Source organism: Bacillus coahuilensis m4-4 (genome assembly GCF_000171615.1).
GTDB classification, from domain to species: Bacteria; Bacillota; Bacilli; order Bacillales; family Bacillaceae_K; genus Bacillus_T; species Bacillus_T coahuilensis.
In genome coordinates this window covers 1-12,947 of sequence record NZ_ABFU01000022.1, presented here as the reverse complement: position 1 = coordinate 12,947, position 12,947 = coordinate 1, and the positions used below count along the sequence as shown (strand labels likewise).

The following is a 12,947-nucleotide window of genomic DNA, read 5'->3' as shown; positions in this document are numbered from 1 at the left end:
GGCTTTTCTTATAATTTCTCATTAGATAGCTCTTTTAATGATTTTACTTTCCCATGAGGCTTTTGATCTTGTTTTCGAACATTCCATTGACGCTCTTTTTCATGTTTTGATTTTGTCAAATTCCTTTCCCCCTTTACTAATAGGATGACAACTTTCGTGGATTTTACTCCTTCTTGTAATAGAAAGATTGGATTCTACAAACAAACTTTGTTACAATAAATCCTATGATTTTTTAAGGAGACCACAATGAAAAAATATTTTACACTTTTACAGTTAATAGTAAGCGTACTTGTCATTCATGTGTTGATGATGTATACCTTTATGGATAAAGATATATTTTACTATGTTTTTTCAGCAGTAACCTTATTAGGATTTACTTTGTATTATTTTACTAATGAACCAGAAAAAACGGATCATACATTTTCTTCATCTTCAGCTTTTTATAGTGTTCTACTCGGTGGTGTATTATTTCTTTTCTTTAAGTTAGGATTTACGGCTATCCAATTTCTCGATTCAGGGTTAGAAAAGAATATTCAAAACATAGTGGCTGTTTATGGCCCAAACCATATAGTTGAATATATTTTACTCCTATTACTGTTCATTCCAGGTGAAGAGTATCTTTGTAGAGGGTTTATACAAAATCTTTTGCGAAAATATGTAAATGATCATCTTGCTATTTTGTTTACTAGTATCATTTTTGCTTCGTTATTTGTATATAGCGATGAGCCCATTTGGATGTTTGCTGCTTTTTTAGGTAGTATGACATTCGGTTATATTTATGAATACTTTCACCAAATTAAAGCTAGTTTACTCGCTCATTATTCCTTTACCTTATTATTGGTTACGTTTCTATGAAAAAAGGTGCCTTCTATGGCGCCTTTTTTCACGATTTTTTAACCACAACGCAAGGATATATATTAAGCAAATGTGACCAAATAGTGGATATAATCGAGAAAGCAATTCGCTATAATCAAAAAAACTGATGCTATAAATGGTGGAAAAAATCACCAAAAGGATTGGAATGGTTTTGTTAGGCATGTATGCTTCTAACTGTTTTTGTATTCCAAATACTCCTGCAATAACTGATGTGAAAATCTCGCTATAAATAATCATGACATACAACCAAAAGAAAGTACCACCAATTTTCATCATGATGATTCCCATTGGAATTTCATATTCCTTTACATCAGGTAGTGTGGAAAGAGAAAAATGAATGGATAACAAAATAAGTGTTAAAACAAGTCCTCCCATAAATGCCCCTAGTTTAATAATGGATCGATCATTAATTTTGGAAGCAATTGGAACTAGCACTCCTTGAGCCATGGCTAAATTGAAGGCAGTATAAGCGAAAGGTGCAAAAAGAAGTTTCCATATGCTTTGTACTTCCGGCACACGAAGAAAGATGGTAGGATCTTCTAGATTCATTAATGAAATAGATAAAATTCCAAGATTAAAGACAATCATTAATGGTACAACAAATGAATTCACCAGAAAAAGGCCTCTTGTCCCTAGTAAAATGACAAAGATCCCCACAAAGACCGTCAGCAACACGCCTAGTTGCTTTGGTAAATGTAATTGTTCTTCAAACACAGCTCCAGAACCAGACAACATAACTGCCGATACCCCTAGTAACATGATCAGAACAAATACATTTACGAAATGACCAAGCTTTTCACCAAAAATATATCTCTGTAAGTCTTCATAGGATTCTGCCTGAATATCCATACTAATCATCATCATTTTCGTCCCTAGATGAATAAATAAATATCCACTTACTAAGATTCCTATCAAGCCTAAAAAGCCATATTGAGTAAAGAATTCAACCGCTTCTTTACCCGTTGCAAATCCAGCACCAACAACTGTCCCTACATATACAGCAGCAACTTGAAAGGCACTACTCCATTTATTCACATGGACACCTTCTTCCCCAACTAGTCTTTACATGGGTATGTACAAGCTAGAAAACTTATGACTATAAAGAGGAGTACGTAGTAATAACATAGTACAAAGACAAAAAAGATCAAAGGACAATTTCAATCCCTTGATCTTTCGTGCTTTATTTATAAAGTGGAATCATCTATTGATTGTAACCAATCTTCAATTGGTTTCATAATACTTTTCAATGCATTTTCTTCAAAAGGAGAGGATAAATTGGCTTCCTCCACTAGATTAGTGAAAGATTTTGAACCACCAAGGTCGCATATATGTAAATAGGACCTCCATGCAGCATCAAAGTCCCTTTGACTCCAATCCCAGTATTGGTAAGCACAAACTTGAGCTAGTGTATAATCAATGTAGTAAAAAGGACTATTAAATATATGAGTCTGTCTATGCCAATACCCTCCTCCTTCTAAATAAGAATCATCACCGTAATTTCTATGAGGAAGATACTGCTTCTCTAATCTCCTCCAACATGCTTTTCGTTCTTCTTTTGACCATTCTGGATTTTCATACACTTCATGTTGGAATTCATCTACTAACACACCGTATGGTAAAAATATAAGGCCACTAGTCAAGTGAGAATAATAATATTTTTCCTTGTCTTCTTTAAAAAATTTTTCCATCCATGGCCAAGTAAAAAACTCCATACTCATAGAATGAATTTCACATGCTTCATACGTCGGCCAATTGTATTCTGGAATGGTAAAGTGTCTTGAGCGATACACTTGAAAAGCATGACCAGCTTCATGAGTTAATACATCTATGTCCCCAGCTGTACCGTTAAAATTCGAAAAAATATAAGGAACTTGATAATTTTCGATGTACGTACAATACCCTCCCGGTGCTTTTCCTTTTTTTGCTTCCACATCAAGTAGTTCATTCTCTACGAGAATGTCAAAAAATTCACCCGTTTCCCTGGATAGTTGACCATACATATCTTTACCATTACTAATAATCCAACTTGGGTCCCCTTTTGGAGCTGAATTCCCACTTTTAAATTGGAAAGCCTCATCATAGTAATTTAATTTATCCAATCCAATACGACTTCTTTGTTTTTCTTTTAACGAAGAGACAATCGGTACTACATGCTTTTTCACTTCTTCTCTAAATACTTTTACCATGTCGGCAGTGTAGTCTGTTCTCATCATTCTGTAGTAACCTAACTCAACAAAAGATGAAAAACCTAGAGCTTTGGCTATTTTGGTACGCACAATTACTAAATCATCGAAAATTTGATCAAAGTCTACTTCGTTTTGTTGAAAAAATGAAGAGCTAGCTTTAATGGCCGCTTTCCTAATCTCCTGATCCTTTGATTCTGAAAAAGGTGCTAATTGTGCTAAGGTGTATGTATTTCCATCAAAATCTATTTTTGCCGAAGAAATAAGTTTAGTATATTTTGAACTTAATCGATTCTCCTCTTTTAATAATGGAAGAACCTCATCTGAATAGGTCTTTAATTTCGCTTCAGCTAAAGAAAAAAAGCTGTTCTCCCCATTCCATTTCCAGCTGTTTTCTAAATGAAGAAGTTACTAATTCATGATAGTACCTCGAGACTAGTGCCTCTATCTCTGGTTCAATTTCATCCATATAGTCTTGTTCTGTTTGAAAAAATTCATCTGCTGTATTAATGGAATGTCGTATATAACATATATTGTACATTGTGCCAAAATCGTTACGAAGCTCATTTATTAAATGAATGGATTCTTTAACTTCTTCTACCATCTGTGCCTCTGTCATTTTGTTTAAATATTCTGCAAATTTTTTAGATATTTCTTCCATATTGGGGCGTTCGTACGTATACTCTGAAAATTTCATCGTTTTCCTCCTGTTTAATTTTTTTGAATGCATGTAAAAAATTCATTTATGTACAAAAAAAGACCTAACGTCATTGTACTACTATTTTCATCATAATAGTAGTTGAACGTTAGACTGGTTTATTAATAGGATAAATCTCTTATCGATAACCCTAACTTCTTTAATAGAGCTATGGCCTCATCTTTTTCTTCAGGTGACAAAACACTCATTACCTCATGAAGCATATCAACATGTGCAGGAAAAATATCACCAATGAATTTATTTCCTGATTCTGTAATTTCCGCATAGGTCACTCTTCTGTCATTTGGGCAGGAAACTCTTTCTAGGTACCCTTTTTTCTCTAATTTATCGACAACATACGTAATACTTCCAGAAGCAAGTAAGATTTTCTCGCCAATCTGCTGTAAAGGCTGTTTTCCTTTATGATACAAAAGCTCTAAAACAGCAAATTCAGTAGGATTTAAACCAAATGATGAAATACCTGAATTAGACTTTTCACTGATAACCTTAAATGCTCTCGATAACACAATAAATAGTTTGAGAGATTGCTCTTGTGGAGATAATCCTTCTTGTATACTCATACGACATCATTCCTTACCTTAACCAATTGAATTCATTATAGGTAAATTATTTCCATAGGTCAATCTACATAATATGTACTAAAATGAAAAAATTCTTCATAACGAACAATAAAACAAGTATAATGAAAGAAAAGAGTAGAAATATGTCGAAGGAGCTATTTATGAAGAACCATTCATCTCCTATTAAATTCCCTACTTATATGAAAAGTGTTCTTTTCCCACTTTTAATCATTCTCTTACTTTATTCCATCATTCGATTTCACTACATGAAAATAGAAGCAATGCAACATTTAGAGAGCAATAGTACTATTTATCAAATGAAAATTGAGCAGTTTTTCTATGAAGACCTAAATCTTCTCACATCCCTAAGTATGGTTCATTCGCTAACTAAGATGGAAGATACTGAATTATCATCCTTACTTTCTCTACAGAATCATTTAGACCATCATCTTTCCAACTTGATTTACTTGGACACATCGGGAAATATTAAAGATTCTTATAAGAAAATTGAAGATCCAGCACTATCAATAGAGCTTATAAAAGCGGCTAAGAACGTGACTCAAACCTATACATTAACCCCATTATTCGCTCAAAATGAAGAACTCATATTGATGACAATTCCGTTAAGCAATAAAGAGGTTTTAATTGGAATCGTACCTGTAAAAGAATTATCTGACTATATAAAAACCTTACCTATGAATGATTCTATTCAAATTCAATCTTTATCTACTAGATATACATATCCAACACTATCAACTACAAAGCACCTGTCGCTTACTTTTAGTAATGAAGTGGAATTAGATTTCATCCCTTGGAAGATGACAGTCTACTCTGATGATCAATGGCTTATAAGGCTTCTATTAGAATTAATACTATTATTAATTGGCGTATATATCTTTCTTCATGTCTTATACCTGGTTAGAAAATATAAGAGTCTTCAGGCATTGTCAGATGTTGAGAAAAAGGAAAACAATGCCCAAAAACTTGAATTAATAGGACAGTTCTCTGCAAGTATTGCCCATGAAATCAGAAATCCATTAACAGGTATAAAGGGGCTTATTCAACTATTAAATGAGAAATATAACGATAAAGCTGATGACATGTACTTCTCTATCATCTATAAAGAAATTAATAGAATTAACGATATAGTTGGTGAATTTTTAATGCTTGGCAAACCATCTGGTGTGTCTTTAAAGATAAGTGACTTACGTGATGTACTAATTGAAATTACACCCATTATTCAATCAGAAGCAAATCTTTATAATGTACATTATTCTTATGAATTTCCTACAAGACCGCTCCTTGTAAAAATGTCATCAGACCAAATGAAGCAAGTCCTTCTTAATTTATCGAAAAATGGATTAGAAGCAATGGAAGAAGGAGGACTCCTACACATTAAATTATCAAGTAAAGGAGAATGGATAGAAATAAAAATAAGGGATACAGGATCTGGTATAAATGAAGAAAATGTACCAAAGTTATTTGATCCTTTTTTTACTTCTAAAAGTGAAGGAACAGGTTTAGGGTTACCTGTATGTAAAAGAATAATTGAATCTATTAATGGTCAGATTTCAATTGCAAGTAAAGAAAATGAGTGGACTGAAGTAACGATATTACTCCCCTCACCATAGTAAACGTCCTTATACTAAATACCATATTGGTTTAACAGTATATCTAGTTCTTGACTAAGACGGATAGTCCTAGGATGAGACAGTCCATGATTTAGACCATGATAGATCATTTCTTTTCTTTTTATTTGTACTAGGAAGTCAAGAGTATGTGTTTCGTTTGTTTTCAATTGAATTCGCACGCTATTTTTCTCCTTTTTTGAAGGCTGATTGAATTCATTCATCATAATTATACAGCCTCATCACATTACTTACCTAGTATAGAAATCTTTTACCTGAATGTAAATTCAATCGCAAAACTAGACAATATTCACTCATATCTTAATCATAATCGACAAAAAAGTAGCAGTTCAACAAATTGAAACTGCTTACTTTTTTTATTTTTTTTCTTAATTCTAGCAGGAATTGTTTTTATCCACCTTATCTCCAGCGTAACCGACTAATGACTTGTTTTTGCCTATTACACGATGGCAGGGTATAAGGAGAGGTAGTGGGTTGCGGCGACTGGCTTGACCAACAGCTCTTACACTTTTCGGCTTGTTCATCATAACTGCAATATCTTGATACGAAACCGTTTCCCCATACGGAACAGAAAGAAGTGTTGTCCATACACTTTGTTGAAATGAGGTTCCTTCAGACTTATATGGTACTGTAAAAGATCTTCTCTTCCCTTCTAAGTATTCCAAAATTTGCGTTTTTGCTTCTTGCAGTACTAAATTATTCGTTTCCTTTAACTCTTCATTAGGAACATCTATATATTCTATTTTTTTTAGCAACCCATTTTCTTCTGTAATCTCCAGAAAGCCTATAGGTGATTCGATTTGTAATTGTTCCATTCACTTACCTCTTTTCATGGTGAACTGGAAGTCTAATATGAAAGGTTGTACCTTCATTCTCAATACTATCAACCTCTATAGTACCGTTGTGTTCTCTAATAATCTTAAAGCTCACCATTAAGCCTAAACCAGTTCCTCTTTCTTTTGTTGTATAAAAAGGTTCGCCCAATTTTTTAATCTTATTTTTAGGTATGCCTGCACCGGTATCCTTAATCGATATTTTCACTTCATTATCTTTCTCTTTCGTTAAAGATAGGACAACTTCTCCACCACTTGGCATCACCTCTATTGCATTTTTTATTATATTGATAAATACTTGTTTCAATTGATTAGGTTCAGCATAAATTTTAGGTAAATCTTTATCACAGTGGATAATGATTTGGACATTATGAAGTAAGGCTTGAGCATTTAATAGCTCAACTGTTTCCTGCACGATTTTTTCTAAATTAGAATCTTGATATTGTACTGCTTGAGGCTTTGCTAAAATAAGGAACTCAGTTATAATGCTTTCAATACGCTGTAGTTCTGATTTTATCACATGAAAATACATGGAATGGTCTTCTTGCATGCTATTTTCTAATAACTGAATGAACCCTTTTAATGCAGTCATTGGGTTTCTAATTTCGTGAGCAATTCCAGCTGCGAGCTCTCCAACCACGCTTAGTGTATCAGATTTTCTTAGCTGTTCTTGCATTTCGACTTGCTCCGTTATGTTTCTAATAACCGTTAAATTAAGATTACTTAATACTTTATATTTAGATGATATTTCAATAAATCTCGTTTTATCTCTAGAATCCGGTACTTCTAGTGTGATATTTCCTTGGCCTTCTTCTTTTAAATAAGATAGATACCGATTAAATCGATCCTGTAACTTTTTTGGGAGATTCATAATCGTTCTTATATCTCTTCCTAAAACCAAATCTTTATTCAAGGATAAAATACCACACGCTATTGGATTAATATCTACAACCCTTAAATCATGATCACTTATAATCATTCCATCAAATGTTCCCTCAAAAATTTTCCTGAAACGTTCTTCACTTCTTCTTAATTCTTGTAGGATGTGATATCTTTCACTTACATTCCTTACAATCATCATATTGTATTGATCGACAGAGTGCAGCTTTGCAGTGAACTCTAACTGCTTCAGCTGGCAATTTGGCATCAAAAATAACAGTTCATCACGAACAGCACCATTGTTTTTTTAATTCATCCATCACGAGATGAAATTTTTGAATGGAACTAGGATAAACAAAGTCCTTTATATTTTTAGAAAGCATTTCTTTTTCCGTACTCTCAAAAATCTTCAGAGCTGAACGGTTCGCTCGTATGACCGTACCATCATTCTTCCATAAAACGATGCCATCAATCGCCTCTTCAAAAAGTTCTTTAAAGAGCTCTTCGCTCCTTTTTAACTTTATTTCCATTTGTCGATTTTCTGTTACATCTTTAAATACAACCATATGAATTCCATCATAGATACTTGGTGTAAGCGAATATTGAATGGTCTTTGTTGTGTCCTTAACCACTACTGGCATTTCACCAATAAGTGGTTCATTTTCAAGTATCGATTCTTTGATCTTTAGTAAATGTTCTTGTTCCCCTTTGTTCACAAAATTTCTTAAATTCAAATAGATAATATCTTCCCTAACCTTATTCACAAACCGAAGGAATGATTGATTTACATCAATTATTTTTCCTTCTAGGGAAAATAATACTATGCTTTCAGTAGCATGCTGAAAGATATTTTTTAATAATTTTTGATCTGTTATTCCATTTACTAACTCTTCATCTTCTAGGATGGTTAATATCTGTAGAGATAAACTTTGATAACACTGGCTTTTCACCATAAAAGAATTATTGGATGAACTCCTTGTGTCTATAAACCATTCAACACCTTGCTCTTCTTGAGGGGCATTGTTCTCTGAATGAGCAAGCAATTTTAGAGGGAGTATCGGCCGTGTATTTAATAATGCTCCTTCTTCACTTTGAAGAAGGTTAGCGAACGATTTATTCGTAGAAAGAATGTTATAGTGTAAATCCGTCACACACATGGGCCTCGTGTTTTGACGAATTAAATCTAGCAGCGGTTGGAATAATGATTCCTTTAGACTTGGTTCTGCCATCGAAATTCCTCCTTTACAATAAAGTGTAAATATGTATAGTAAAGTTAAAGTTATAGTGTTTAGAATAATTTAAAAAAGCATCCTACCAATTAGATTCGGATAAAAGATGTCAAATTCCTTCTTTACATTTGAAAAAGGTCAATAATCTGACAATTAACAGACTATTCCTTCACTATTTCTTTGGTTAATTATTGTAAAGGTTGAGAAATTCTCTATTATTCTATACAATAATAGTTTGATGTTAATGATAAGGAGAATGAGAATGAACGTTGTACTTAGTACACTAAACGCTAAATATATTCATACCAATTTAGCGATACGATACCTAAAAAGTTACGCAGCACCAGAATTTGAAGTTCAATTAAGTGAATATACAATTAAAGACCCTAGCATGAACATTGTGACTGATCTTTTTCACAAGCAACCTGATGTGTTAGGTTTTAGCTGTTATATATGGAATATAGAAGAAATCATTCGTGTCATTTCCATGATTAAAAAAATTAATGCCGAATGTAATCATTGTTCTTGGGGGCCCGGAGGTTACGTACGATGTGAATTACTGGTTAGAACGGATACCTGATGTAGATTATATTATTATTGGTGAAGGTGAGCTATCATTTAAGCAGTTATTAAACGCAATAAAAAATACAAGAAGATGTTTCAACTATTCCAGGCTTAGCATACAGAACAAATGAACAAATATCAAAGTTGAACCCTCAAAGCAATAAGTTAGATTTACGTGAATTACCTTCTCCTTTCCGTTTTAAAGAAGATCTACCTCATCTTTCAAAACGTGTAATTTATATCGAAACGAGTAGAGGTTGTCCTTTTAGATGTCAATTTTGTCTATCTTCCATTGAGGTAGGCGTGCGTTACTTTGATCGAGAAAAAGTAAAAGAGGATATTCGCTATTTAATGGAAAACGGTGCAAAAACAATTAAATTTGTTGATAGAACGTTCAATATTAGTAGAAGCTATGCGATGGAAATGTTTCAATTTTTAATTGATGAACACAAACCTGGAACAGTGTTTCAATTTGAAATTACTGCAGATATTATGAGACCAGAAGTCATTCAGTTTTTAAATGATCATGCTCCTAACGGACTATTTCGATTTGAAATAGGTGTCCAATCAACAAACGATGAAACCAATGATTTAGTCATGAGAAAGCAAAACTGGGACAAATTGACCCGAACTGTCACAATGGTGAAACAAGGAAAGAAAATTGATCAACACCTTGATTTAATTGCTGGACTTCCAGAAGAAGATTATAATTCATTCAGGAAAACATTTAATGACGTATTTGCTTTACGTCCTGAAGAGCTACAACTAGGGTTTTTAAAATTACTAAGAGGCACTGGTTTAAGAGTTAGGTCAGAAGACTTCGGCTATGTTTATATGGATCACGCTCCTTATGAAATGTTAAGCAATAGGGTTTTAAGCTTTTCAGAAGTAGCCAGAATTAAACAAGTTGAAGACGTATTAGAAAAATATTGGAATGACCATAGAATGGATGAAACGATTGAATACATTGTGACTCATGAATTCAACACTCCTTTTGACTTTTTCCAAGAATTTGGAATGTACTGGGAAGCAGCTGGATGGTCACGTATCGGTCATCAGCTTGAAGATTTATTTATACGACTTTATGAATTTTTAGAGACCAGAAATACTGGTTCCCTCTCAATAATTAAAGACTTAATGACCTATGATTATTTTGCCAATCAAAAACAATAAACCAAGAAAGTCGTGGTCCTCAGAGATTCTTTCTAAAGAAGAGCAGCAAAGCGTCTATCTCAGTATATTAAATTCTAAAAATGAACCAGAACCTTTAGCCCCTGCATTAAAGTTAACGGAAAAGAGTTAAATAAGCATACAATTGTTGAGAAAATGAGTTTTGATTTACAACATTATTTAGAGAAGAAAGAAATTGTAAATGCCTCAACTTATATGATCACGTATTTCGACCCTACGAGTCATACTGTACAATTTTTTAATCTACCTGCTGAAAATTTAAATACGACAAAAAAGGAATAGCTATGCAGCTACTCCTTTTTCTTGTTATCCTTCTTTTTGGTATTGTGCGAGACTTCGTACTGTTTTACAGCATTTATGTCACCAAATTCCATGCCATATTCTACATGACCTTGATTAGTTATTTCGGTTGTTTGTTTGTTTTTCATGACTGTTTACCTTTTTTGCTATTTCGGTTGGCACGTTTTGCAACATTTTCATCCGCAGCAAATTCAGCTGAAAAATCTTTTGTTTCTTGAAGGTTTTTCTTTGGTGTTGTGTTCACTTTCTCTGCTGCATTGTGTTCTGCTTTTCTTTTCGCCATGACCCATTCACTTCCTATCGTTTGATAGGAATAGTGTACCCATCAGCCAATGATAATACGCTCTTTAGGGTAGTGGTACATGACTCTTTTTTCTTTTCCTCCTATAATAAATAAGAAAGATAAAATTCCTACACGTCCGATAAACATTAATATCATCAGAACTACCTTACCAAAGGTACTCATCTCAGGAGTTATCCCCATCGATAAACCTGTTGTTCCGAAAGCAGAACATACCTCAAAAAGAATTTCTATAAGAGCATGATCTTCAGAAATGGACAACACTATAATGGCAGTAAAACAAAGCATTAAAGCAAACGTAGTAACGACTAGACTCTTAAAAATATCCTCTTGATGAATTTCTCGTTTGAAAATTTTAATATCTTTTCTTCCTCTAGAAAAATGGAACAAGAATAAAATATTTAAAGCAAGGGTTGTTGTCCTGATTCCGCCTCCTACTGAACTAGGTGAAGCCCCTATAAACATTAACCCACTGATAACCAGTAAGGTCGGCTCTGATAACACACTGACATCCATAGTTGAGAGACCACCGCTTTTAGTGGATGCTGAGTGAAATAATGCATAAAAAAAACGCTTTATGCCAAGACATTTCTTTAAAAAAGCCATTTAGTTCTAATAAATAAATGAGAATGGTACCAACAACTAAAAGGATAAAAAACGTGATAGAGGTGACTTTGGCAAAAAGAGAAAACCTTGCATTTTTTGTCCCCACATCTCTGTTTATTAAATATGACTTTACCTCGATTAATACTGGAAAGCCAATAGCTCCTAAAATCATTAATAAAATGACAATAAATTGAACAAAGTAATCTTCAGCAAATGGAATTAGAGATTGACCGGTAATGTCAAATCCTGCATTTGTTGTTGCCGTAACCGATGCAAAAATTCCATTAATTACAGCTTCCTGCCAAGTTGGAAGTACGTCAAAAAATAGATACTCAAAATAATCGATCCAACTAGTTCAATAATAATAATCAACCATAAAATTTCTTTTAGTATCTTAACAAGTCCTGACAATGAAGTTAAATTTTGATCCGTCATGATCAATCTTCGTTCTTTTAACCCAATCTTTTACCGAAAATTACCCATATAAATGTTCCCAAGGTCATTACCCCAATTCCTCCAACTTGAAGGATTAACATTAGAATAATAATACCTACTGTATTAAACGTTTCGGCTGTATTAATTACTGTGAGTCCCGTAACACTAATTGCGCTTACTCCAGTAAACAATACATCTATAAAGGAAAGGTCTACCCCTTCTTGATGGGCAAATGGTAAACTTAGTAAAATGGTTGAAACTGTTATAGCAATAAAATAATAGGTCCCAATTAGTTGGGCAGGTGTAAATTTAAATCCAAAAAATATTCTTTTCTCAACATTCAATACCCTTTCCTTCCATAGTCATCTTTATCTTAAAGAATCTTGGACAAGAATGAAAGTACTATGTTGTAATTTCTATAATAAAACCTTCTTCCATGACGTTTTGGAGTGTATTAATGTTGTATGTAAGGCATCTGAAAGTAATTAGTTATTTTGTTTCCTTTATATTGATGACAACCCCTCCAATCCATACGCCCCTAAACAGTCGACTCCGCTTTTCTTCATGTCTAGCTTCAGCGGCTAGCCCTTCGAGACATAGTGGTGACCTTCCAAAAGGCAAAG

11 protein-coding genes and 3 pseudogenes are annotated in these 12,947 nt (G+C 33.5%); 3 read left to right on the top strand and 11 right to left on the bottom strand.

The window, feature by feature from the left end:
• Positions 1–8: 8 nt before the first annotated feature.
• Entirely contained in the window at positions 9–119 is a 111-nt protein-coding gene (locus M44_RS27875) for a DUF6254 family protein (protein ID WP_010171653.1), read from the bottom strand.
• Between the two features lie 127 nt (positions 120–246).
• Between M44_RS27875 and M44_RS05490 the strand changes: the two genes are divergently transcribed.
• The gene (locus M44_RS05490; protein ID WP_010171651.1) at positions 247–855 is read left to right on the top strand and encodes a CPBP family intramembrane glutamic endopeptidase; all 609 of its coding nucleotides are present in this window, start codon (positions 247–249) and stop codon (positions 853–855) included.
• Here the strand turns inward: M44_RS05490 and M44_RS20640 are convergent.
• The 4 genes and pseudogenes from M44_RS20640 to M44_RS05475 form a co-directional block, all read right to left on the bottom strand.
• Positions 850–1,911 carry a YkvI family membrane protein gene (locus M44_RS20640; protein ID WP_010171649.1) on the bottom strand — a complete coding sequence of 354 codons (1,062 nt, stop codon included), beginning with the start codon at positions 1,909–1,911 and terminating at the stop codon, positions 850–852. The genes M44_RS05490 and M44_RS20640 overlap by 6 nt on opposite strands.
• 149 nt (positions 1,912–2,060) lie before the next feature.
• A pseudogene (locus tag M44_RS20635) lies at positions 2,061–3,368 on the bottom strand (M3 family oligoendopeptidase); the annotation flags it as partial.
• A 37-nt stretch (positions 3,369–3,405) separates the two neighbouring features.
• Positions 3,406–3,756, bottom strand: coding sequence for a hypothetical protein (locus M44_RS29310; protein ID WP_337444038.1), 351 nt, complete (start codon positions 3,754–3,756; stop codon positions 3,406–3,408).
• 122 nt (positions 3,757–3,878) lie between these two features.
• A complete protein-coding gene (locus tag M44_RS05475) occupies positions 3,879–4,337 on the bottom strand; it encodes a MarR family winged helix-turn-helix transcriptional regulator (RefSeq protein WP_010171647.1) in 459 nt (152 codons plus the stop codon).
• A 161-nt stretch (positions 4,338–4,498) separates the two neighbouring features.
• Between M44_RS05475 and M44_RS20630 the strand changes: the two genes are divergently transcribed.
• Entirely contained in the window at positions 4,499–5,968 is a 1,470-nt protein-coding gene (locus M44_RS20630) for an ATP-binding protein (protein ID WP_059282469.1), read from the top strand.
• Between the two features lie 14 nt (positions 5,969–5,982).
• Here M44_RS20630 and M44_RS20625 read toward each other — a convergent pair whose 3' ends face one another.
• From M44_RS20625 to M44_RS24800, 4 genes are all read right to left on the bottom strand, one after another.
• The gene (locus M44_RS20625; protein ID WP_010171643.1) at positions 5,983–6,192 is read right to left on the bottom strand and encodes an aspartyl-phosphate phosphatase Spo0E family protein; all 210 of its coding nucleotides are present in this window, start codon (positions 6,190–6,192) and stop codon (positions 5,983–5,985) included.
• Positions 6,193–6,360: 168 nt separating this feature from the next.
• Positions 6,361–6,801 (bottom strand): methylated-DNA--[protein]-cysteine S-methyltransferase, encoded by a 441-nt coding sequence (locus M44_RS05460; RefSeq protein ID WP_010171641.1) that lies wholly within the window; start codon positions 6,799–6,801, stop codon positions 6,361–6,363.
• Between the two features lie 4 nt (positions 6,802–6,805).
• Positions 6,806–7,966, bottom strand: coding sequence for a PAS domain-containing sensor histidine kinase (locus M44_RS24805; protein WP_050770919.1), 1,161 nt, complete (start codon positions 7,964–7,966; stop codon positions 6,806–6,808).
• A gap of 16 nt (positions 7,967–7,982) precedes the next feature.
• Entirely contained in the window at positions 7,983–8,927 is a 945-nt protein-coding gene (locus M44_RS24800; protein WP_050770918.1) for a PAS domain S-box protein, read from the bottom strand.
• 262 nt (positions 8,928–9,189) lie between these two features.
• On the opposite strand from M44_RS24800, the pseudogene M44_RS20615 reads away from it, so the two are divergent.
• Positions 9,190–10,964: pseudogene (locus M44_RS20615) on the top strand (B12-binding domain-containing radical SAM protein).
• Between the two features lie 142 nt (positions 10,965–11,106).
• Here M44_RS20615 and M44_RS27490 read toward each other — a convergent pair.
• Both M44_RS27490 and M44_RS28740 read right to left on the bottom strand, forming a co-directional pair.
• A complete protein-coding gene (locus tag M44_RS27490; RefSeq protein WP_010171635.1) occupies positions 11,107–11,265 on the bottom strand; it encodes a hypothetical protein in 159 nt (52 codons plus the stop codon).
• Between the two features lie 42 nt (positions 11,266–11,307).
• A pseudogene (locus M44_RS28740) lies at positions 11,308–12,650 on the bottom strand (TrkH family potassium uptake protein).
• Positions 12,651–12,947: the final 297 nt, after the last annotated feature.